This is a genomic window from Amycolatopsis sp. H20-H5 (assembly GCF_035828755.1).
In the GTDB taxonomy this organism is placed as follows: Bacteria; Actinomycetota; Actinomycetes; order Mycobacteriales; family Pseudonocardiaceae; genus Amycolatopsis.
On sequence record NZ_JAYMZS010000071.1, the window covers coordinates 1 to 21,201 of the forward strand.

The window sequence follows — 21,201 nt, forward strand, 5'->3', positions numbered from 1 at the left end:
AACGCAGCAGTGGGCGGTTTGGAACCGCCCCCCACAGGGAGGTTCCGGAGGGCCTACCTCCATCGTCCGCACAGCACCAGGTCCGAAGCTATACCTACATCAAGCTTCCTTCCTGTTCAGGACACACATAGCCGTAGGAATCCTGATGGAACAACGGTTCAACCCGCTGTTCCAGATGCCTGGCCACCACCGTTTGAGCGATTCTGTCAGCCACAGTAGGCACGCCAAGCGTTCTTGTGCCGCCCGGTTTCGGTATCTCCACCGCCAGCACCGGAGGCGGAAAATAGCTGCCCGACGACATCCGATTCCAGATCTTCGCGAGGTTACCCTTCAGATCCTTCTCGAACTCCTCGATCGTGCACCCATCCACTCCCGGAGCGCCCTTGTTGGCCTTCACCTTCAAGTATGCTTCCCATACTTCCCGCTTCGAAATATCGAACGGTTTCACCGATGACTTCAGCTCGTCCATACAGCTCCTCCCAGGTTGCCTGGTTGACCGAACACACGAACCACGGACAATCCGGCCCCTTCGCTCCACCCCCACCGCGCCCAGCAAGAGCTTCACCACTACTACGAACCGGTCCGCCGGCGCACCCCGAATCGGTACTCAATCCCTCGCAGGATCTCTGCTTGGGACACTCCCTCTCATCAACGAACCCGTCCAAGGACGAGCCCGCCGGCAGTATCGGGGTGCGCCTTCCCACGTTCCACACGGAAGCAGCAGATCGGGCTCACGTCGCCTCCACGCCGGACACCGCCTGGCCAATAAGCGGACACCCGCCAGACTTATCCCGGGCCGAAAAGTAGTGCCCAGTTCTGATGTCACCTGAATATGTAACGACGCGTCAACAGCGACCCCCAGCATCACCAGGGGCTGCGCTCCGTCTTCCACGATCCCCACCTGACGCATCATGTGCGCCTTTTCCCACATCGCTCACCACCACGGTCTTCAGCCAGGGCAGCAGTAGGCGGTTTGAAATCACCCCCGCAGGGCGACTCCGAAGGGCCAACATCCTTCATCTTCCGTGCAGCACCACGATCGACTACGTCACTACCTCACGCAGCCTCCCGTGCTCGTGGCACACCTTTTCCCATGATCGACAACGCCAATCGGGTTTTCGTCAGGTCGGATTCCAATTTCTCGTTCCGCCGGCGAAGTTTCTCCAACTCGATCAGCTCAGCCGATTTCTTTCCGCGTTTCGCCGGGGCCACTGACTCCGCCGGGTCGCCGGATAAGACCCCGGTGTCACGGGCCCGCGTCCATTCGATGATGTGCGAGGAGTACAGGCCTTCACGACGAAGGACCGCGCCTTTCTCTCCGTTGGGGGCGTTCTCGTACTCGGCGACCGTGGCCAGCTTGTACGCCGGGGTGAACACCCGCCGGGTCGGGCGAGGAGCCGGATCGCTCCCGCCCGCCGGGACGCCGGACTGCTTGTCAGATGGTGTGGGCACGTGCACAAGGATCTCCGGTCCTGCCCTCCCGATCAGGGACCCCGCACTCACTCGGGGTGTCTCACATCATCCTGCGCGAGAGGGTTCGGCGGTATTGCGTTCGCTGTGGACCCAGTCCACAGCCGCCCCTGCCGCCAGCAGCAGTCCCGCTTCCAAACGTCGTTGCGGTCGCGAACTCGCCAACGGGATGAGCTCGCCACCCAGCTTCTTCAACTCGTCGCCGATTTCGCGCCGCTGTTCACCGGTACACAGACGTCGAAACTCGATCAGTGCGTCGATGAAATGGATCTCAGTTGACATAGTGGCCTCCGCTGGCGTTGCCCGGCCAACACCGCTGAGTCATTCCTCAACGACAAATAGGTTCAACTCTTCTAACAAACGGGCCACGAAAAGTGGCTTGGTAGGCACACGCTCCCAGCCGGGATAGGGAGGAGCCTCGCTGACGACCGCTACCGTCACAGACAGGCTACCAAGCGCCGCCTACCACCCGCACTTCAGGCTCCTGTGAACGTGTACCCGTTCACCGAGGCCGAGAACGCCACCAACGGCAACATCACGCGTGCGTGCGCACTGTTGAAGGTCTCCCGAGCCGCCTACAACGCATCCCGTCCAACGTTCGTCACACCGGGCTCTACATCGGTGGCGGCCTCATGATCGACGCGCCCGACGTGGGTCAGTGAGTGAAATCCAAGTCCTACGGGGAAACGGACTACCTGGGCGCGGCCCGGCAGGCTGGCACGACACGTGGCTGACGAGACGGGAGAGCCACTCTCAGTGACATGTGCGGATGCCCGTGGTACGGAAAGCGGTGGCAGTGATCGCTTCGAGCTGACAACGTTGCACCATGCAGAATAAGGACAGCGGGCGTCGGTCTGGCAGCGTCACCCTCCAGTTGGCTGACACCAGCATGCGTCCGGTGGTTGAACGGCTGGGCCAGTTGGAACGGCACGAATTGTCACAGTTCACGGGAGACTTGCCGGGACCGGACGGTCAGTTCTACTTCCCTCGGCTGTCACGGTTCTTCACCGACGCCGACCACCATGCCTATCTGATCCACTCCGACAACCAGCTCGCGGGCTTCTGCTTGATCCGGCCCCTCGACGGTGGGAGCAGCTTCATCCACGCCTTCTTCATCGTCCGCGCCCTGCGGCAGCAGGGTGTCGGACTGGCGGCTGCCACCGGTCTGCTGCGGTCACGCCGCGGCCGTTGGGCCATCGCCTTCGTGGAGCAGAACGAACCAGCGGCGAGATTCTGGAGGCAGGTGGCAACCGACGTCGTCGGCGACAACTGGACCCCGGAACTCCGTCGAACACCGAACACCGGTCGCGCCTTCACGTTCCTCCACGTCGATATCGACCAGCATGAGCGCGACCAGAGCCAGTAGTGTGTCGCTGCTTAGTTGTGGTGGTTGCTGTTGGGAGGCTGTTGTCCGGCAGGTCCTTCTCCTGCCGGACAGGGGATGGTTGTCGTGCGCTCGGAGTTGAAGCGGCCGGTCACCTTGACCGCGAGGGATCGTGAAGAGCTGCTTCGGCTGACCGTCACGGGTGTGCGTCCGACGTCGTCGATCCGGCGGGCGCGGGTGCTGCTGGCGTTGGACATCTCGGTGGGCGAGGTGGCCCCGAAGGAAGTGATCGCGGCCCGGCTCGGGGTCTCGGGTGAGATGCTGCGGCTGGTTGCCAAGCGATTCACTGAGACCGGTGGTGATATCCATGCCACGATCTCGCGCAAGAAGCGTGATCTTCCGCCGGTGCCGTCCCCGGTCACCGGGAGGTCGAGGCCCGGCTGATCGCGCTGGCCTGCTCACAGCCACCTGCGGGCATGCCCGATGGTCCCTGCGGTTGCTGGAAAACACGTCGAACTCACCGAGGACATCCCGAACCTGGACCACTCCACCATCGGCCGGGTCCTAAAAAAACGGAACTGCGTCCTCATCTGAGGAAATGCTGGAACATCCCGCCACGGGCGAACGCGGAGTTCGCCGCCCGTATGGAGGATGTGCCGGCGGTCTACGCCCGGCCGCACAATCCCGCCCGCCCGGTCGTGTGCATGGACGAGAAACCCTTCCAGCTACTCGGCCACGCCCGTGACCCGCTCCCCGCCCGGCCAGGCCGAGACGCCTGCGAGGACAGCGAATACATCCGGTGCGGCGGTGTGCGGTCTGGAACGGCACCCCGGACGACGGCGGCAGATCCCGCCACGCACACCCGCTGGTCAGCACGTCCACGATCGACGTGAACACCGCACGAGCATCCAGCGGAGCTGTCCCACCGCCCTGTGGACGCGGCTCGAACGTCAGGATCAACGGCCCCGCCAGCGCCCACAACTCATCCGGCACCAACCGCAACGCCGAGATGGCTGCCGCGGCCGGCGAACGCGGCGTGCCTGTCATCCAGGCCGATTTCCACGACGTCTCTGGCGAGTACGACGTCGTGCTGTTCACCCGTTCCCTGCACCACGCCGAGAACCTGGACGACATCCTGGCGCATGCCGCCACATTGCTCGCCCCGGCTGGCCAGGTCATCATCGAAGAGTTCGCCCGGGAGCAGGTGAACCACGCCGCCGCCCGCTTCCTCTACGACAACCGCGCACTGCTGGTCGCGACCGGCATGCTCGACGCCGAGCTCCCCTCCGGCGCCCTTGCTCGACGCCTGGGTAAGCGGCCACGACACCCTCCACCAAGGCTCCGCCATGCTCGCCGCCCTGAGCCGCGTCGGCTCCGATCTGACCACAGTGGTCACGCCCACGCTGTGGCGCTTGGTCGACAGCCGCGGCGGTGTCTGGACCGAGCCGGCCACCCGCGCTGCCGACGCCTTCAACGCCATCCACCTAGCCGAACAACGCCACCTCGCCGCTGGCGCATTCCCTCCAGTCGACCTCCTCGCGTCCGCCCGCCGGTAATGCCACCTGCGTTCGACTGATCCTGATGCCGCCACTGTAAACGGCCCAAGTCCAGGCACTCTCCAACCTATTTCGCCGCACACGTCAAATCCGGACAGCGTGAAGCCGAAGAGCATGAATGTCACAATGAGAACGCGTCATTTCACCGGGACGTAGTCACCGCCGATTCGAGCGGCGGTGAGATCGGCGTGCGTGGACGAACTGGCCGCGAGACGACCTTGGGTGACGCGGATATAGGAACCGTTCAGAGGAACTACGAGCACGAATTTCGCCCCGTTGTTCCCGCGCAGAACGACTCCTTTTCTCAGGTTGTCGAGGAATTCGATGATGTCGCGTTCGATCTCCTCCGCGAATTCACGCTGCTCGTCCCGCGAGATGTCGTACAGGTCAGTGTCAATGTCGTAGGTGGTGCGCCTGCCTGTCACCGGATCCCGTGCCTCGAAATCCAACCCGAGCCAGCGCTGCGGCTCGACGACCACGCTGGCCTGCCACGTCGATCCGCTTAGCTGCCACCTCGACAAGGTGTCGTTCTCATCGGTCACCTCTACTGTCCACGTGGTGGTCATCTGAAGCTCGCCGAGGAACTCGAGGAGCCGGTGTCCCGCTCCGGATGTCATGTACTCACCACCTCTTGTAATGTGACTTGTGACGCCAGTTGAAGTCTATGCCGACCTTGAGTCCCTCCGTCGTAGTAGCGGAACCACCCGTAGCCCGGCAGATGTGCAAGTGCGTCCGTGAGCACACGAACTGCACGGTCGGCTTCATCGGATCGGGCTGCGAGTGCGACGATCCCGCCCAACGCGAGACCTCTAAGCCGTCTGAGGTCCGCCTGTTCCAGCAGCGCGCGCAATCGAGGGCGAAACCGTTCCTGTCGCCGCTCGGGCGACAGCATCGTTCCAGTATTTGCCGCTACACGGCGGGTGGTCCGCGGCACGCCGCAGCTGCGCCAACAGCGCTCCGGGGTTCTCCGGCAGCGTGACAGTGTCATTGTCGTCGGCGTGCTCGACGTTGCTTACAGCCTCTTGTGGTTCGGTGCCATCGGGCTTGTCATCGGCCACCGACCAGACCCGAGCAGCTTCGGCGAGCATGATACTGGTTTCACTGTCAGGCCCTGTTCTCTCGCGGATGACGTCGGCTATCGCCCGAGCGGGCCAGCGCGTGCAGCGCAAATCGTAGAGCCTCCATGCCTCGTTCAACCAGATCACGACCGCAGCAGCCCGCACAGTTCCGATCTCGCTGAGGCTGGAGGTGGCCAAACCGGCGAGGGTTCCGTCGGCGTTGTGCGTGAATGTGCTGCGGATCGAGGGCAGGTGCGAGTTCTACGAGCACTGGGAACATCAGGAACGGGGAATGCGAGTGGTGTCAGCGGGCCGCGGTGCAGCGGCTCGTCGACGACGAGCAGGTGCTGCGCTCGATCGTGGCCGCGACCTGGCCGAGCGGCTACTGCTCCCGGTGTACACCCACGGCACCAACACCGGGATCCGCGCGATCTCCGGCGGTGAGCACGGCCGCTCCGAAGCCCGGTCCCGCGTCCCGGCATTGGATCAAGCTCACGTGTCCATCAAAGCGGGGCGGCGCCAGGCAGAGACGCTGTCGTGCGGGACTGGGATACCGGGCTATGCACGGCCTGCCCGCCGATGAAGGGCTCTGGCGCGGTGGCGTAGGACAGTCCTGCGAGTGGCTGGTCGGTGAGGAAGCGGACCATCAGGTCCGCGAAGTCGGCGCTGCGCTCCAGCGGGGCGAGGTGATCGGTCTCCAGGACGGTCAGGAACTGCGCGGCGGGCAGTACTGACGCCACACGCCGTCCCATATCGGGAGTGGTGAGCGTGTCGTGCTCGCCGGTGACGACCAGCGCTGGCACCTGCGGGCAGGGTTCGGGTCGGTACCATTCGTGCCGCATCAGCCGTCGGTTGTGCTCGGCGGACTTGCGCAGCGAATCGGGGCTCTGCCCGGCGACCTGCTGGTAGACGAGCCGACCGACCGCCGCGTACTTGCGGACGGTTCCGGTCCCGGGCGGCGACATGAACCGTTCGGTCAGCTCGCGGGCTATGTCCTGGGTGTCGCCGAGCGCGATCATGCTTTCCCAGCGTTCCATGGCCGCCGTGTAGTCGGCGGTGATGGCCGTGGACATCCCGCTTAGCATCAGCCGCTCGACGAGGGACGGGTAGTGCTGGGCGAAGCGCAGTGCGATTGCCCCGCCGAAGCAGGCGCCGAACAGGGCGACCCGTTCCATCCCCAGTTCGTCCACGAGATGGCGGGCGGCAGCAGCCAGGTAGTCGATGCCGTAGCGGGCCGGGAGGAAGTCCGCAGTGCCGTAGCCGGGCAGATCGACCGTCACCACCGGGCTGTCGAGGACGATCCGCTTCTCGTGGCGCGTCCACGACAGCCGGTTCTGTTCAGAGCCGCCGAGGATAAGCATGGGCGTACCCGAGCCGCCCGCCTGGGCGATCCGGCAGGTGTACGTGAGCCCGTCGAAGACCAGCTCCCGCTCCTGCACCCGCGTGCCCGCCGCGTCCGGGCTTCCTCCCTCAGCGGAGAAGGGAACGGGTCCGGAGGCGGGGACGGCTGGGGCCCGGTGCTTGGGCGATCCCCGGTCCTGGACCGTGACGGAACTCGGCTTGACTGTCATTGATCGCTCCAAGAGGCGCCGGAATAACAAAAAGACAAGGCTCAATATACGGACCCTCCCCAGCGGCGAAAAGTGTTGGCACGCCCGCACGGGTGCACCGCCCCGCCGATGACCCGGACGGGCGCGGTGCAGGGGGAAGCCGGGCAGGGAGCGGGGGAGCCGGGCTCAGGGCGTCGGGACGTCCTCGGCCTCCGCAACGATGACCAGCCAACGGAAGTCCTGGGGCGGGCGCAGGTACAGAGTCCAGCGCAGGGTGGTGACGCCTGTGATGCCGCCAGTCCAGAGCAAGTACTGGGTCTCCTGCTGGGCGAGGATGCAGGCGAGTGCGAGGATCAGCGTCACCGGCACCGCAGGCGACAGCGGCGTCCGCGGTGCAGCGACGGCGCGGTGCACACGCCGGTCACCGAGACTCCGGTCACCCCGTAGAGGGTGTTCATGTTCACGAAGCAGTGGCCGGCACTGCGGACGCCGACGAGCAGAGTGGCCACCACCCGTATGCACCATGATCTGCGAACTGGTGCGAGCCGAGGCCTTTCTGACACAATTGAATGCATGCTTGTACTGATGGTGACAGCGGGCACCTGGGGCGACGTCGCCCCTTATACCGGACTCGGGACGCGGCTGCGCGCCGCCGGTCACGAGGTGGTGCTCGCCACCCACAGCCGGTATGAGGGAGCGGTCACTGCCCTCGGCCTCGGCTTCCGGCCGCTGCCCGCGGATCCCAGGGTGGAGCTAGCCTCGCCGACCAGCCAGAGCCTGCTGCACACGGTCAGCGCCCCCCTCGCCATGGCCCGGGTGATCCGCCTGGCTCGTGAGTTCATCCCGTCGCTGACCGACGGGGTAGCGGCCGCGGTGGGTGCGGGCGCCGACGTCGTCCTCGCTTCCACCCTCACCGAACCCCTGTGCGCCACCCTCGCCGAGGGGTACGGGCTGCCGTGCGTCGGCGTCCACCTGCTTCCTGCCACCCCCACCCGTGCGTTCCCACCGCTCGCCGCCGGCGGCCGTTCCTTCGGCCCGTACCTCAACAGGCTGACCGCGCGCGCCGTCTGGGCCAGCGGCGACCGGGCCTTCGCCCCCGGCGTACGCGCGCTGCGCCGCAAACTGGGCCTACCCCCGCGCCGGTTCAGCGGCCCCCTCGGCCTAGACCGGGACCGGCAGGTCCACCACGGCTTCAGCCCGCTCGTCGTCCCACGACCCGCCGACTGGCCGCCCGGCTACCAGGTCGGCGGCTACTGGTGGCCCGAGCGGCCCCCCGGCTGGCAGCCGGACCGGCGCCTGCTCGACTTCCTCGCCGCGGGTCCGCCCCCCGTCTTCGCCGGGTTCGGCAGCCTCGTCGCCGGTGACGCGGAACGCCTCGGCGAACTGCTGGCCGCCGCCCTGCGCAAGGCGAAGGTGCGCGGGATCATCCAGGCCGGCTGGAGCGGGCTAAGCACGGAGGGAGACGACCTGATCAGCGTCGGCGAGGTCCCGCACGACTGGCTCTTCCCGCGTGTCGCCGCTGTGATCCACCACGCGGGCGCGGGCATCACCGCAGCCGGACTGCGCGCCGGGGTGCCGACCGTCCCAATACCCGTCCAATTCGACCAGCCCTTCTGGGCCGCCCGCCTGCACGCGCTCGGGGTGGCCCCGCGCCCGGTGCGCTACCAGCAGCTGACCGTCGACCGGCTCGCCGCGGCGGTCCGCGAGGCCACCACCGACCCGGGGATGCGAGATCGGGTCCGATGCCTGGCCACCGCCCTGTCCCGAGAGGACGGTGCCGCGCCGGTGCTCAAGATGCTCGCGGAACTGGGCTGAAGAACCTGTGCGATCACCCTGGACGCCTCCTGGCATCCGGCTTCGTGCCGACGCGGACGTCACCGCCATCGCCCAGGCACCACGGGCGGGCGCCGGTGGGGTTTTCGGCGACGCTCATCTCCAGCACGGTGGTGCCGGGCATCTTCATATCGGCGCGCAGCACCAGCCTGCGCCGTTCGTCGTCGCAGTCCAGGACCGTCCAGAAGTCGACCACGTCGCCGATGACCAGCTCCGGGCGGCGTCCCCGGTAGAGCACGTGAAAAGTGGCCTTTCCCTCGCCAAGGCCGACCTCACCGACACCGAGTTCACCAGCGCGGTACTCGCCGAGGCCGACCTCACCGGAGCACAGCTGCGCCAAGCGACCCTGATCGGCACCAACCTCACCCATGCCGTCCTCGCCGGCGCAGACCTGCGCGACGCACACCTGTCCAGGGCCGACCTGACCGGCGTCGACCTCCGCGGCGCCGATCTCGCCGGCACGGACTTCGGCGGCGCGAACCTGACCGGCACAGATCTTCGCGGCACGGACCTCAGCGAGAGCCGCGGGCTCACCGCCGAACAGCTCGCACAGGCGAAGACCGATCAGCAGACCGCCCTGCCGCCGGATCTCACGGCTCAGCTCCCGAACGCCCCCATCGGCGCGCCGTGAACGGACGTCCGACGATCGCCGTCGCCCTGCACGACGGCTGGTACGGGTGCCGCACGGGCGCCGGCCACGCCAATTTCGGATTCCTCGAAGCGCTTGTCGACTTCCTGCCCGACGACGTCCGGCTCGTCGTACTCCCGCTCTGGTTGCACCCCTCCAGCCAGCTGACCACCTATGCCCAGCAGCGGGTCGACCCGGTCATCGCGATGAACCTCACCGCACCCCGCCGCACCAACCTCCGACCCGGCCAAACCTCCTAACAAGACACAACCAACGACCTAAGGAAACCAAACTCAACCATCCACATAGGACGCGGTGGATCGGGTTTCCGGTCTCCTCCCGGGCTCCTGTGCCGAAACATTGCCCGACATCATATGACACTGGACAGCACTCAAGAGGCGGGTACTCTCGTTCTGACGTGCATAAACCGGCACTAACCGGCAATGGGCGGCAGTGAACGACACCCACAGCTAGGGACTTTTAATCCCTTGGTCAGCCAACGTCCGCAAACCTACTTCACCGAACAACCCGGTCCGGACGATCGACTCCCCCCACGGCCCAGTACCAGCAAATGCATGGTCCACCAAACCGACCCCGATCCGTTTCACGCTAATTTCCCTGGAGCAAATCTGGAGCACAGCCCCGCACTTAGCCGCACTCAACTGCACCGAACGGCATCCAAGTGCACCAACCTGCACTGGTTGACCTGCAGGTTGGCTATGACCGCAGGTCAGAGGGATCGCCGATCCTCACTGGCAGTGAGGGGGTCAGGGGTTCGAATCCCCTTAGCTCCACCCTGGAGGGCTTACTAGAACAATGGACCTTGTCCATGCGGGCTAGTAGGGCTTCCACACCGTTCGACGCAGAAGGGCCGTCTCCCGATCGGGAGACGGCCCTTCTGCTGTCTTGGCTGTTGTCGCTGTTTGCGCCTGGTGGTGGTTCCGGCTCATCTGGTTGGGCGTGACGACCTGACTGGATGGCATGCAGGTGGGCGAACGGCTCATGTAGGTCGTGGCCGGTGATCTCTTCGTCCTCGACGTAGAGCGCTTCGAACAGGGCTTGATTGAGGAGGCGACGCTGTTCGTCGTCGCAGCGGCGGTAGAGCTCTTGCGGGTTTTCCAGCAGGGTCAGACTCAGGTCGATCAGGCGAGCACTCTCTGACAGATCATTGGCAGTTTCGCCGAGTCGATCGGTCAGCCGCTGGCGCTGGGCCTCGATGTCGCGCAGCTTGGCGTGGATCTTGGCTTTGGCCTGCGGCACTGTGGCGTCGGCTGTGGAGACGAGGTCGATGAGGTTGTCCTCCTTGATATCGAGCGCACGCAGCTCGGTCTTGAGTTGGCGGTACAGGAGGCGGGCAGCGGCTTCTTCGTCGGCGATGGCGGCGCCGACGTGGCTGCGGACTTCGGTGATGAAGTCGGGCTGGAAGCGGACGGTAGCGTAGTGAGCCTCGACGGCGTCCTCGATCCGGATGACGTTGATATGCGGGGTGGGACAGGTGCCGTCTTGTTTGTTGCGGCAGAAGAAGTAGGTGTATTCGCTGCCCCTGCTGTTGACGGTGTGCTGGATGATCATGCGTTGGGTGATGCCGGCTCGCTTGCAGTGGCCGCAGAACAAAGAACCCTTGAGGTAGTGGTGGTGGACGCGCCGATGTTCTCCAGCGGTGGAGCGGGAGTCGAGGATGTCTTGGACGTTGTCGAACAGGTCAGGGCCGATGAGGGCTTCGTGGCGTCCTTGGTATTCCTCGCCGTCGTAGGCGACGTAGCCGAGGTAGTAGCGGTCGTGGAGCATCTGCGACAGTTTGTTGATCGAGACCTGCTGGGCAGGGTAGAGCGCGGTGGTTCGGGTGCGGAGGCCGCGCTCGTACAGCTCGTCGGATAGGTCGGCCAGCGTATAGTCGCCGGTGGCGTACAGCTCGAAGGCGAGCCGGACGAACGGTGCCCGTTGCTCGTCTATGGCGATGGTGCGGATCTCACCGCCTTCGGGCTTGGCTTCGCGGACGTTGCGGTAGCCGAGTTTGGCTTGGCCGACGCTACCGCCGTTTTTCACCTTCTGGCCCATTTTGTATTTGATGTCGGCTCCACTGGCTTGAGACTGGTACTGGTCGACAGCGTGAATGATGGTCTCCACCATCGCGGCTTCAGGGTTTTCGCCCATGTCCAGGATGGTGGAGACGATGCGGGTACCGTATTTCTTGAGGTCGCGTTTGACCATGCCGGCATCGACGGCGTCGCGGAAGACTCGGTTGAAGTGGTAGACGATGACGTAGTCGATGTCTTTCTGTGCTTTAACCCAAGTGATCATCTCTTGAAATACCGGTCGCTTCTTGATGCTGGTGGCTGTCTTGCCTGGTTCGATGAACTCTCTCACGATGTCTGCGTTGAGCGACTCGGTCTTACCTTGTCCGGCAACGCGCTGTGCTGGGATGGAAATGCCTTCGGGGTTGTAGTCGGTGTTGACCTGGCCTGGTGTGGACACGCGCAGGTAGAGAACGGCTCGCTTGCGCCGCTTACCGCCTGTCGCGAGCGTTGCTACGTTGCTGTTGAGGGTATGAGCGCTCATGCTGACCTCCTTTCGCTTTGCGTGTGCGGTACGGGACGGCGTATCATGATTTTGGGATTGATCGAATCGCGCGCCTGGCGCATACTAGAAGCAGCTATGACAAACGAAGAATTATTCACCGACCTCAAACAATTCATCACTGCGACCGTGTCGCAGCAGACTGCTGGCCTTGCCACCAAGGACGACATTGCCAATATGACAACGAAGGACGACATCGATGGTCTTCGTGCGGAAATCAAGGTGCTCGACGAGAAGGTCGACATCATCCAAGCTGCTATTGCCGACACGTTCACGTATACTGCCGGAACTACAGATACTACTCTCCAAGACCACGAGCACCGCCTACGTAAACTGGAACACCATTCGGTATAAATTTCGCTTGCAGTGCGTGTCATGCTGCTCTCCCCTTTTCCTGATCTCCGACTGTCTTGCGAGCTCGTTCGTTAAGCGGAGATTGGGGTAAGGGAAGTCGTGATGTTGGGAGTAGGTTAAGCGGGAAGCGTTGCTGCGCTAAAGATTGTGTTTCGAAGTGTTCAAGGGCGCGAATGATCTTGATCCAGTCGGCAAGGTTTGACTCCCTAGTCTCTTCGCAGGGGGTGAATTTGCAGCAGTTTTTGACAGCAACCCACGCGAGCATGTGCGCGTATGCATGGGTGCGTAGGTGTGTGAGAACAGGGGTCGAGCCGGTGCTGTCAGATGACAGCGTCAAGCTCTTAAGCAGGGTGTCGAGGGTTCGAGCCCCTCCTGGCCCTCCAGAGGTGAATGCATGAAATATCGTGCCGTCACCTGTGGAAAACTCATCATTTGCAGCAGTTTTTGCAGCAGCTACCGGTGTTAGCAATCGTCGTTCGATCTGTTCGAGCGCCTCTGCCTGGCCTTCATGGTCGGCGTGTTGGTAGAGCTGCTGGGTGGTTGTGACGTGTGCGTGGCCGAGGATGAGCTGCGCATCCCGCGCTGGTACCTTGAAGTTCTTGAGCAAGGTGGCTTCGGTGTGCCGAGTGTGATGGACCGTGATGTGTGGCAGTCCGGCCGTTGTGCGGATCTGATGGAAGTCACGCACAAAGTTCTTGGGGTCGACGGGCGTGCCCGTTGTGCTGAGGCTGACCAGCCTGTGATCTTCTGTCATCCGGGCTGGCATCGCCGCGATATCGATGTCGGTCGAGTACCGGCTGACGTAGAGGTCAACGAGCGTCGCGCGAAGAGAAGGCGTAAGTGAGAGGTCGCGCTGTCCAGCGTCGGTCTTGACCGGCCCTTGTTCCAGGGTCTTGCCGATGCGTTGGAGCTGTTGCCGGACGTGGAGCTGATTGCGGGCAAGGTCGACATCGCACCAGCGGAGGCCGAGCACCTCGCCACGTCGCATGCCGTAGATCAACAGCATGGCGTAGGCGCCATACCAGCGGTGCGGTTGAGCGGCTTTGAGGAACCGCGCGGCCTCGTCGGCCGACCACGGTTGGATCGGCTTGCGCTTCCAGGCGCGGATGGTAACGAGCTTGGCGACATTGCGGATGATCAGTTCTTCCCGCTCGGCCCGAGACAGGGCGGCGCGCAGAACGCCTCGCGCCAGATGCGCCGACCGAAGTGACCGGCCCTGTTCGAGCTGCTGGTTGAGCATGCTCTGTACGTCGCGGACGCTCAGCTTGGTCAGACGGATGGATCCGATTTTCGGCTTGAGGTGGAGTCGTATGACCGACTCGTACAGCTCGACGGTGCGCGGCCGGTCGTTAGCGGTGACGACCTCGCGCAGCCAGTAGTCCAGGTAGCCGCCGACCGTCCATTCCTTGTCGGGGGTGCGGATCCCTTTGCGTGCCTCGGCGAGCTTGTCGGCCAGTCGGTCGTGTACTTCCTGGCGGGTGCCAGCGTAGATATGAATACGCTTGCGTTGTCCGCTAGACGTTTCGACATAGACCGAAGCACCCCACCTTCCATCCGCGCGCTTGTAGATTGATCCTTCGCCGTTTGCGCGTCTGCTTGTCATTATTCACCTCCTTCCTTTCGTAATTCTTCGACCAGTGCTGCCAGGTCAGCCGGTGCGACCAGGCGTCTACTCCGGATGCGCACGGTCTTTAAACGTCGTTTGTTGATGAGCTGGTACAGCGCCCATCGACTAATCCGCAGGGCATCGGCCGCCTCGACAACGCTGAGCAATAGTGGCGCGCTGTCGACTTCACGTTTCGAGGGTTCAGTCATGGGCGGCCTCCTCGTAGCGACGCGCCACGTCGTGAAGCTCAGTCACACAGGAGGCGAAATAGTCGGCGATTGCTTCCCAGTGATCGCCGCCAATAGATGCATTCTCTTCTCGGCGAAGCGGATGATCGATGATGTGTTTAAGATGATGGAACACTGTAACCGCTTGGATATCGGTCGGGTCGTTAGCGCGGATGTGTATGTGCCATTGGCACCTTGCCCAGAATGACGTGCCGGGAACCGGCAGGTTGTCGACCTGCGTCACCGCAAGATTGGGAATGAGGCGACTGAGAGCCGCCGAGATTGCTTCGGAGCTGTCTGCTAGTAGTTGGTTCAGGTAGGCGGCCTGTTTGTCGGCAGTAGTGATCCAGTCGTCGGTCGCAGAGCCTGACGGTTCGGCTGCAAGGGCGCGCAAGTGGGTGAGCACCGACAGGCTGGAAAGTGGTGTGACTGTATCGATGGTTGTCGTCATAGTGTCCCTCCTTTCTCCCACCCGTGGTTTAGCGTTGCATTGGTTCGCTTGTTTCATCCTCGAAGTCGGCCGGTCCGTTAAGATCGAGTTCGTAGTCGTTGATGAGCTGCTTCAAATAGTTGTCAAGTGATGTGCGTGCGCCTTCTGGAAGCTGGCCGTAGCGTGCGTGCAGGTAGGGGGTGATGCTGGGCAAATCGTAGGGAACGACGTAGCCGACCATCGCGAACATGTCCGCCAGCGGTACGTGTAGCGCAGTAGCGAGAGCGGCGAGAGTGTCCGGTGCTGGCCTCGCCATTCTGCCGTGCTCCAGACGGGTTAAATTGCCACTGTCGATGCCAGCATCACTGGCCAGCCCGCGAATGGTGAGCTTCCGGTTCTCGCGCAACCGCTTGATGTATTGCCCGAATCGCTGCGCTGCTTCTTGGTTCATGTTCCTCTGTTTCTCCTTTTTCTCTTTCTATTTTACCTCCGGCGCTGTCGGAAAACAGCAGTTGTTGACCATTCCGCAACACTATTATTGGCCCTACCCCGATAATGTGTAGGTAGATTTCAGCGTTTCACCTATCCCGAATCCTTTACTTGGTGAACGCGTAGAAGACCTCGCCGATTTCGACAATGTCCCAGGTCTCACGGGCAACCGCTTCGAGCTTGGCATGGTTGAGGGTGACGAGCCCATCGAAGCCCAGTCGATCGGCTACTTCATCGACAGCGTGTTGCCAGTCGCGGATCTCGGTCAGCTCGTCCAGCAGCGCATCCATCGAGGCGAACCGGCCGACGTAGAACTCGTGGAAGGTCTGGAGCAGGTCGTCGCGACTCGGGTCGATATCGGGGAGCTGGAGGTAGGCGCGGAAGGCGTCGCCGTGCTCACGAACTCCCTCTGCAACCTGCGGATAGTCGGACGTGTCGTCGTCGGCTGGCGGTGCTGACTCGGTGCGCCGACCGAGGTCCGTCTGCGCGGCGAGGTACTGCTCGAAGTGCCACACCCAGGGAGCGACGTCGGGTGTCTGCCCGGTGCGTCCCGCGATGAGCTGGCACTCCTCGTGGATGAGAACGGGGTGGGCGTCGCCGGTCGCGGCGAAGCGGCTCATCTGCGAGTCCGGTGGCAGCAGCGGCGCCAGCAGGGTCGCGACCGTTGTCGCATCCTCGGTGCTGATGGCCTCGCCGCGAGCGTCGGCCTCCGCGAACGCGATGCGCAGGAACGCGCTGACCTTCTCTAGCGCGGTGCCGTCGAACGGCACTTCCTGCTCGGCCTGACGGCTCGGTTGCTGAGGCTCTTGATCGCGGTGGTGCTCGGGCTGCTCGTCGCCTGGCCTGTGGGCTGGTGGGTGTTCCATAGATGTACCTCCTTTCGGTTATGGGTGATGTGGTGCAGGGCGTCTCAGCCCCTCGCTGTCGGCGGGTCGGGGCCGCCGCTGGCGATGAGCTGGTCGAACTCCTCGACGGTCACGACTCGGAACAGCTCGTGTTGGATCGCTGAGTCGGCGGACAGGGCTGCCTGTAGCGTCTCCTGTCGGGCCGTGTCCGGCACGATCCAGACGACGGCGGGGAACAGGCCGTGGCGGGCTTGGTGGGCGCCGGTGGCGGCGTAGCGTTGGTAGATCTTCGCCTTGCGGACGACGACTGGTGGGTGTTCGGTGGCGAGGTCGGCTTCGAGGAACCAGTGATCTTCGTAGTCGCCGCTGGCGGTGACGGCGTAGAGGTCGGGTTTGAGCCATTCGAGGCTTCCGTGCGGCCCGACGAACGAGCGCCAGCAGGACGGCTCGGTCTGGATACTGATGACTTCGATCGTCTGCCGGTCTCGGAGTTCAGCGAGCCGGACCGCGAGCTCCGCCACGGCCAGGGTGTGGGCGGTGAAGGCGAGCGACGGTTCGATGTAGCGGCGACGCTGCTTCTGCCCGTGCATGGTGCGCAGTAGCCGTTCGCCGGTGGCGCCGAGCTGCCAGCAGATTCCGGACGAGCCGGCGCGGACGCCACCGATACGTCTGGCCAGCCGGGTGACGAGGTTGTGGGACTCGAGCCGCACCAGCACTCGCAGCGTGGCGCCGGACGCGGCCGGGATGGTGGCGTGGCCGATCGCGAAGTGCAGTCGCCGGATGTGCACGGTGGTCAGCAGCCGATGGGCGCGCAGGGATTCCAGAATCGCGACGTCGCGCTCGGAGAGACGCATCAGCAGGGAGGCGGTGTCGGTCGGGTTCATGACCGGCCTCCTACCCATGGGCGAGCTGGGCGACAGCCCTCACCAGGCGCGGCCGCGTGACCCCCGATCAGGGGGTCAGTCCCATCCCGCCGGGCGGTAGGTAGGCGGGATGACCTGCCGGAATGCGGAGATGGCAGGGTCGCGAAGATAGGAGCGAAGACACGGGCGGACACGCATGTTCTGTCGATGTGAAGCTCGGTCATCGCTGCCTCCGTTTTCGTCCGATGCGCTCGGCGGTGACCGGAGTTGCTGGACCAGGATCGGTCTCGTCGGCGTCCGGCGTGATGTCGTCCTTGATCGTGGGTGGAGTGGGCGCGTAGTTGGCGCTAGCGATAGCCCGAACCGCCTCCGGGTCGCTGGTGGCCGGTGGTGGCGGCAGCGTCCTGATCAGTGCCCAGCCGGAGGGGTGGCCGTCCGCGACGAGGTTGGCGTAGGCGTGGAAGCGCGGCAGCGCCATGAAGTCCTCCGCGACCAGGTCGCGGGTGAGCTTCGCGGTGTCGCGGGCGTCGTCGTACTCGGTGGCGAACTGAATCTTACTTCTCGCATTCATATCGATCGCGCTTTTGAGTGAAGCTGAAAATTGGCTCCGAAATTGTGCGGCTAAAAACCACCCGACTGACAAAGATCGCGAAACTGCCAGCGCGTCGGCCAATGACAGGGGCAAATTGAGGAATCTGGGAGCCTCGTCGACGTAGACCATCCCAGGCCGACCCGTAGCCATTGGGTCGTCGGCGCGTTCTTGGGTGGCTTGCCAGACGTCGGCGATGATCAGACTACCCAAAAGAGACGCGGTGCCGTTTCCTATGAGCCCTTCGTTGAGCGGCACGAGGACGATCTTGTTCTCGCGGAACATATCGCGCAGTCGGAATTTACTCTCTCGCTGATCCAGCATGCGGATAAGAGCGGGCCGGAGCAAAAACTGTCGAAGTTTGTTCATGGGTGCAGCTATGACGGCGGCTTGTGCCTGCGGGGACTGCGCTTCGAATGCTGCCCAGAAGCCAGCCAAGGCGACGTCTTTCTGTATTTTCCCTACTCGTTGGTGGCGGAACTTCGGGTCAATCCACAGGTTCGGCAGATCCAATAGTGTGGCAGGATGTTTCGGTGTGCTTGCTCTGGCGAGGGTCCGTAGCCCCGCCGAGAACAAATCGGCAGTGCGTGGTCCCCAGCCGTCACTGAACACGGCCTGGAACACCGCCAGAATCCCGTCGACCACCACGTCGGGGTCTCGACCGGTGACGTCGAGCGGGTTAAAGCCTGTCGGTATTTCATCACTTGCGTCCAAGATCACGACGTCATTGAGCCTGTGTGCGGGAATGCGCATGGCGATATCGTCGATAAGTTGTTTTTTCGGATCGAGCACGATAACCGGTCGTCCAGCCTCGATATCGGCCAGGATCAGGTGCAGCAGGGCGTTGGTCTTACCGGAGCCGCTCGGCCCATAGGCCACAGCGTGGTACGTCTGGTCCTTCGGGGCGATCCCGAGGAGTCGGTCGTCGCCGGGCGTGGCGCTGGCGGCGAAGACCCGTGGGCCGGCGTGGACGGCTCGCGCGGCACGTACGGGTTTCGGGTGCATGGGTGGCAGACCCGGCAGCTCGTCCTCGCCAAGCGGCCAGGCCAGCAACCCAACCAGTTCGCTCACACCGAGGTGTAGCGGCCAGCGCCACGGCACCCGCACCTCATTCAGATGGGCGGCTGACTGGTGAACGAGATCGATCCGGACACCTGGGCTCTGTGCCGTGGCAAGGCTACTGAGCAGGCTCACCATGAACCGTCGTCGCCGGTCTGGATCGGGACTTGCAGCACCGAGCCGGACGGTGGCCGCGAAGCCGCCTTGGGAGGCACGCTCCTTCAGGCGGGTACGGTTCTCCGTGCTGGCTGGTTGCTCGCCGCGGGTCAAGACCTCGACCAGCGTCGTGTCCGGATCCGGGGCGTTCGCTGGCACGGTGCGAGGGGAGCGACGTGGTCCGAGGACAACTTGGAGCGCCATCGCCTCACCGGAACGCAGACGCGTGGCAAAGGCGGACAGCAGCGCTCTGGTCGTCGCCTCGGCCGTGTCGGTGCGTAGGGGGAGTCCCACCGGTCCGACGCGCAGTCGCCCAACGGCCGTCATGGCTGGGCGTGGCAGCTGGGTGCCCTGGTTCGGGCTGGTGAGCAGGCTGCCGGGGATCAGGTCACCGAGTAGGTGCCGTAGCGTCTGCACTTCGGTAGCCCGTGCGCCGAGTAGATGCCGGACGCCATGCTCGTCGGCGCGGACTTCCAGAACGACGCGTGGCGCACCGCGATCTGACGCCAAGCGGGTAAGGAAGCGTATGACCACGCCAGGGTCGAGCGGGCGGGGCAGATGCAGCCCGGAGAACACCAGCTCAGGCCTACTCATGGGCGTCCCCTCCTGTCTGCGTGTCGGAGGTGGCCTCCGGCTTCGTGGCTCGTTTGGCCTGCTCGGCTTGGGCTTGCCGCTCGGCCTCGGCCATCGCCAGGCCGATGAGTGCCTTGCTGAGCTTGCGGATATCTGGCGGGTCGCGGCGAACTCCACGCACCGTCAACCGGCGCTCCTCATGATGTGGATTCCTATTCCTTTTCTTTCTCGAAACCATGGGTCACCTCCTTTCCTACTGTGTTTGCTTGGGTGCTGTCGAAAAACAGCGCTCGTGTCCTCTGGTTATTACTGATTTCGTGCAGCACGTCAAGTATGTTTGTTAATTCCACAACACCCGACCCCTGAATACACATAACAGGGGTAGGCGCTACCAACGGGATCGTCTCCAGCGCAGTACCGCGACGACAATCCACACGGTCGCGACCAGCGCGATCCCGCCAATAAGCCACGGCAGAATAGGTCGCAGATATGCCACGGCGAGGTTGAGCGCAATGACCGCGCCGAGCAGCAGCAGGCTTGCGCGGAAAGCCCACTCGAATGGGCTGCGCATCGGGGATTCGGGTTTCTTGTCGCCCATGATTCAGCCCGCCCGCTCGTCGCGCGTGCGGTCGCTCGGAACCGGATACCCCGGCAGGTTGATGTCCGAGTCGATCTGGTTACCCCACACCGACCAGGCCGCGCGGCTAGACGGGCGACGACGCGCGAACAACTCCAGGTACGGGCCGGGCGACACGCGCTCGATGAGGGCGTACTGCTCCTCGGGCTTGTGCGAGTGGTCCTGCACCGGTGCGTTGATCCACGTCGGCTGAGAGCGGAAATTGACCGGTGCTTTGCCTCTGGTGGCGAACAGCAGGTGCTCGGTCGAATTACGCAGCCAGTGCCCCATACCAAGCCGGAACTTGATCCAGGTTAGCGGTGAGCGGACGGTGAAGCCCCAGGCTTCGGCTACGTCGTAGCCCTCGCGCAGCGTGGCGTTGGTGACCCACAGCCACAGATGCGCGTTCTCGGCGGCCAGGGCGTTGACTGGCATCGCCTTAATCCGCTCCAGCGACATGAGGTTGTAGTGGTTGCCCGCGCCGCGCTCTTGGTGGGTTTTCCATGGCGGGTCGGCCAGAATAGTCCGAAACGGCGGAACTGGTGCGGGACGCGGAGTGGCCGAATTAGTGTTGGTATTCATGTGAGTCCTCCTTTCTTGGCCTCGAAACCAGAGCGCACGAGGCCGGGGCGACGATTGATGGTTGGTTGTGACGCTCGTGCCCCTTGGAGCTGTAAGCACTCTCAGGTATGCGGCGGGAACGTCAGTACGTAAAGCCGTGGGGTCGGGTGAATATTCGGGCGATGATTCGATCCCGTCGACCACTGGGATATCTGTTAGGAGTTACCTTGGTCAGGTCTTTGTGCGGCGTGAGATGTGCGTTGTGGAATCGACGACGGGCGGCTACCGGGGCGGTGCGTGGTCAGGCTGGCGAACAAGGCACGCGCCACCGCACCGGGCGGATCGTCGTGGCCGATGTGCGTCACCGTGATGCGCTGATCGAGCACGCCCGCGGGCATCAGGGTGCCCAGGATGACGGCATGGACATCGCCGGGGAACGATCCCAGCTCCCCGAGCACCTGGTCGAGCTCGGGGTCGAAGAGTTGGAAATCGGACAGCACCACCAGCGTCACCACGTGATCCGGGTACGCCTCGGCGATCTCGACCGCACGCCGCAGGCTCGGGGCAAGCTCGCTCGATCCGGCCCCGTCCGGTGGCACTCGCAATCCCGCCCGCAATGCCAGCAACCCGCGCCGGGTGATCGGCACCGGACCGACGTCGCCGCTCGTCGGCGTGTCGAAGTGCAGCACCACCCCCTGCTCATGACGCGAGCCCTTGCGGGCCACGACCCGGAACGCCTCGGCGACCTCGGCGAACCGGTTCGACAGCGGGTCGCTGCCCGCCGGACTGGTGACTGAGCCGGAATTGTCGAATACGGCGATGAGCAGTGTGGGCACG

At 63.9% G+C, this 21,201-nt stretch carries 27 protein-coding genes, 1 tRNA gene and 2 pseudogenes; 8 read left to right on the forward strand and 22 right to left on the reverse strand.

From position 1 onward, the window contains the following. Positions 1–94: 94 nt before the first annotated feature. The 3 genes from QMK34_RS30585 to QMK34_RS30595 all read right to left on the reverse strand — a co-directional run bounded on the left by QMK34_RS30585 (position 95) and on the right by QMK34_RS30595 (position 1,752). Positions 95–469: a reverse transcriptase gene (locus tag QMK34_RS30585; protein ID WP_326417991.1), complete on the reverse strand. Its 375-nt coding sequence runs from the start codon at positions 467–469 to the stop codon at positions 95–97. A gap of 587 nt (positions 470–1,056) precedes the next feature. After that, on the reverse strand, positions 1,057–1,452 hold the full coding sequence (locus QMK34_RS30590; RefSeq protein ID WP_326417992.1) for a hypothetical protein: 396 nt from the start codon (positions 1,450–1,452) through the stop codon (positions 1,057–1,059). Positions 1,453–1,518: 66 nt separating this feature from the next. Continuing rightward, positions 1,519–1,752, reverse strand: a complete 234-nt coding sequence (locus QMK34_RS30595) for a hypothetical protein (protein ID WP_326417993.1) — start codon at positions 1,750–1,752, stop codon at positions 1,519–1,521. Positions 1,753–2,296: 544 nt separating this feature from the next. Between QMK34_RS30595 and QMK34_RS30600 the strand changes: the two genes are divergently transcribed. Further along, a complete protein-coding gene (locus QMK34_RS30600; protein WP_326417994.1) occupies positions 2,297–2,836 on the forward strand; it encodes a GNAT family N-acetyltransferase in 540 nt (179 codons plus the stop codon). A gap of 84 nt (positions 2,837–2,920) precedes the next feature. Further along, the gene (locus QMK34_RS30605; RefSeq protein WP_326417995.1) at positions 2,921–3,238 is read left to right on the forward strand and encodes a hypothetical protein; all 318 of its coding nucleotides are present in this window, start codon (positions 2,921–2,923) and stop codon (positions 3,236–3,238) included. Positions 3,239–3,598: 360 nt separating this feature from the next. Here the strand turns inward: QMK34_RS30605 and QMK34_RS30610 are convergent. After that, positions 3,599–3,841: pseudogene (locus QMK34_RS30610) on the reverse strand (transposase); the annotation flags it as partial. Here QMK34_RS30610 and QMK34_RS47970 point away from each other — a divergent pair. Beyond that, positions 3,750–4,370 (forward strand): methyltransferase domain-containing protein, encoded by a 621-nt coding sequence (locus QMK34_RS47970; RefSeq protein WP_442785249.1) that lies wholly within the window; start codon positions 3,750–3,752, stop codon positions 4,368–4,370. The pseudogene QMK34_RS30610 and the gene QMK34_RS47970 sit on opposite strands and share 92 nt — an antisense overlap. Positions 4,371–4,487: 117 nt before the next feature. Here the strand turns inward: QMK34_RS47970 and QMK34_RS30620 are convergent, their stop codons facing one another. From QMK34_RS30620 to QMK34_RS30640, 5 genes are all read right to left on the reverse strand, one after another. After that, positions 4,488–4,916, reverse strand: a complete 429-nt coding sequence (locus tag QMK34_RS30620) for a hypothetical protein (RefSeq protein ID WP_326417997.1) — start codon at positions 4,914–4,916, stop codon at positions 4,488–4,490. A gap of 243 nt (positions 4,917–5,159) precedes the next feature. Beyond that, positions 5,160–5,606 (reverse strand): hypothetical protein, encoded by a 447-nt coding sequence (locus tag QMK34_RS30625; protein ID WP_326417998.1) that lies wholly within the window; start codon positions 5,604–5,606, stop codon positions 5,160–5,162. Between the two features lie 305 nt (positions 5,607–5,911). Continuing rightward, positions 5,912–6,979 carry an alpha/beta fold hydrolase gene (locus QMK34_RS30630; RefSeq protein ID WP_326417999.1) on the reverse strand — a complete coding sequence of 356 codons (1,068 nt, stop codon included), beginning with the start codon at positions 6,977–6,979 and terminating at the stop codon, positions 5,912–5,914. 165 nt (positions 6,980–7,144) lie between these two features. Then, entirely contained in the window at positions 7,145–7,321 is a 177-nt protein-coding gene (locus QMK34_RS30635; protein ID WP_326418000.1) for a hypothetical protein, read from the reverse strand. Beyond that, on the reverse strand, positions 7,318–7,470 hold the full coding sequence (locus QMK34_RS30640; protein ID WP_326418001.1) for a hypothetical protein: 153 nt from the start codon (positions 7,468–7,470) through the stop codon (positions 7,318–7,320). The genes QMK34_RS30635 and QMK34_RS30640 overlap by 4 nt, the downstream gene beginning before the upstream one ends. A gap of 61 nt (positions 7,471–7,531) precedes the next feature. On the opposite strand from QMK34_RS30640, the gene QMK34_RS30645 reads away from it, so the two are divergent. Beyond that, positions 7,532–8,773 (forward strand): glycosyltransferase, encoded by a 1,242-nt coding sequence (locus QMK34_RS30645; protein ID WP_326418003.1) that lies wholly within the window; start codon positions 7,532–7,534, stop codon positions 8,771–8,773. Positions 8,774–8,786: 13 nt separating this feature from the next. On the opposite strand, the gene QMK34_RS30650 is transcribed toward QMK34_RS30645, so the two are convergent. Then, positions 8,787–9,029: a hypothetical protein gene (locus tag QMK34_RS30650; protein WP_326418004.1), complete on the reverse strand. Its 243-nt coding sequence runs from the start codon at positions 9,027–9,029 to the stop codon at positions 8,787–8,789. Between QMK34_RS30650 and QMK34_RS30655 the strand changes: the two genes are divergently transcribed. The 4 genes from QMK34_RS30655 (at position 9,030) to QMK34_RS30670 (ending at position 10,580) form a co-directional block, all read left to right on the forward strand. Then, positions 9,030–9,422 carry a pentapeptide repeat-containing protein gene (locus tag QMK34_RS30655; protein ID WP_326418005.1) on the forward strand — a complete coding sequence of 131 codons (393 nt, stop codon included), beginning with the start codon at positions 9,030–9,032 and terminating at the stop codon, positions 9,420–9,422. It abuts the gene before it with no gap. After that, the gene (locus QMK34_RS30660) at positions 9,419–9,679 is read left to right on the forward strand and encodes a hypothetical protein (protein WP_326418006.1); all 261 of its coding nucleotides are present in this window, start codon (positions 9,419–9,421) and stop codon (positions 9,677–9,679) included. Before QMK34_RS30655 ends, QMK34_RS30660 begins: the two co-directional genes overlap by 4 nt. Positions 9,680–10,134: 455 nt before the next feature. Continuing rightward, positions 10,135–10,213 (forward strand) — tRNA-Ala (locus QMK34_RS30665). 217 nt (positions 10,214–10,430) lie between these two features. Continuing rightward, positions 10,431–10,580 (forward strand): hypothetical protein, encoded by a 150-nt coding sequence (locus QMK34_RS30670; RefSeq protein WP_326418007.1) that lies wholly within the window; start codon positions 10,431–10,433, stop codon positions 10,578–10,580. A 336-nt stretch (positions 10,581–10,916) separates the two neighbouring features. Here the strand turns inward: QMK34_RS30670 and QMK34_RS47975 are convergent. The 12 genes and pseudogenes from QMK34_RS47975 to QMK34_RS30735 form a co-directional block, all read right to left on the reverse strand. Further along, positions 10,917–11,978 (reverse strand): annotated as a pseudogene (locus tag QMK34_RS47975) (recombinase family protein); the annotation flags it as partial. A 391-nt stretch (positions 11,979–12,369) separates the two neighbouring features. Beyond that, the gene (locus tag QMK34_RS30685) at positions 12,370–13,953 is read right to left on the reverse strand and encodes a tyrosine-type recombinase/integrase (RefSeq protein WP_326418011.1); all 1,584 of its coding nucleotides are present in this window, start codon (positions 13,951–13,953) and stop codon (positions 12,370–12,372) included. Next, the gene (locus QMK34_RS30690) at positions 13,953–14,165 is read right to left on the reverse strand and encodes a helix-turn-helix domain-containing protein (protein ID WP_326418012.1); all 213 of its coding nucleotides are present in this window, start codon (positions 14,163–14,165) and stop codon (positions 13,953–13,955) included. The genes QMK34_RS30685 and QMK34_RS30690 overlap by 1 nt, the downstream gene beginning before the upstream one ends. Then, positions 14,158–14,634: an ImmA/IrrE family metallo-endopeptidase gene (locus tag QMK34_RS30695; protein ID WP_326418013.1), complete on the reverse strand. Its 477-nt coding sequence runs from the start codon at positions 14,632–14,634 to the stop codon at positions 14,158–14,160. Before QMK34_RS30695 ends, QMK34_RS30690 begins: the two co-directional genes overlap by 8 nt. Positions 14,635–14,662: 28 nt before the next feature. Then, on the reverse strand, positions 14,663–15,064 hold the full coding sequence (locus QMK34_RS30700) for a helix-turn-helix domain-containing protein (protein WP_326418014.1): 402 nt from the start codon (positions 15,062–15,064) through the stop codon (positions 14,663–14,665). Positions 15,065–15,209: 145 nt separating this feature from the next. Beyond that, a complete protein-coding gene (locus QMK34_RS30705) occupies positions 15,210–15,968 on the reverse strand; it encodes a hypothetical protein (protein ID WP_326418015.1) in 759 nt (252 codons plus the stop codon). Between the two features lie 44 nt (positions 15,969–16,012). Further along, positions 16,013–16,831 carry a replication-relaxation family protein gene (locus QMK34_RS30710; RefSeq protein WP_326418016.1) on the reverse strand — a complete coding sequence of 273 codons (819 nt, stop codon included), beginning with the start codon at positions 16,829–16,831 and terminating at the stop codon, positions 16,013–16,015. 199 nt (positions 16,832–17,030) lie between these two features. Then, the gene (locus tag QMK34_RS30715; RefSeq protein WP_326418017.1) at positions 17,031–19,208 is read right to left on the reverse strand and encodes a type IV secretory system conjugative DNA transfer family protein; all 2,178 of its coding nucleotides are present in this window, start codon (positions 19,206–19,208) and stop codon (positions 17,031–17,033) included. Then, on the reverse strand, positions 19,201–19,374 hold the full coding sequence (locus QMK34_RS30720; protein WP_326418018.1) for a hypothetical protein: 174 nt from the start codon (positions 19,372–19,374) through the stop codon (positions 19,201–19,203). The genes QMK34_RS30715 and QMK34_RS30720 overlap by 8 nt, the downstream gene beginning before the upstream one ends. A gap of 201 nt (positions 19,375–19,575) precedes the next feature. After that, the gene (locus QMK34_RS30725) at positions 19,576–19,785 is read right to left on the reverse strand and encodes a hypothetical protein (protein ID WP_326418019.1); all 210 of its coding nucleotides are present in this window, start codon (positions 19,783–19,785) and stop codon (positions 19,576–19,578) included. A 3-nt stretch (positions 19,786–19,788) separates the two neighbouring features. Then, on the reverse strand, positions 19,789–20,385 hold the full coding sequence (locus QMK34_RS30730) for an MT-A70 family methyltransferase (RefSeq protein WP_326418020.1): 597 nt from the start codon (positions 20,383–20,385) through the stop codon (positions 19,789–19,791). Positions 20,386–20,579: 194 nt separating this feature from the next. Beyond that, on the reverse strand, positions 20,580–21,200 hold the full coding sequence (locus QMK34_RS30735) for a hypothetical protein (RefSeq protein WP_326418021.1): 621 nt from the start codon (positions 21,198–21,200) through the stop codon (positions 20,580–20,582). Position 21,201: the final 1 nt, after the last annotated feature.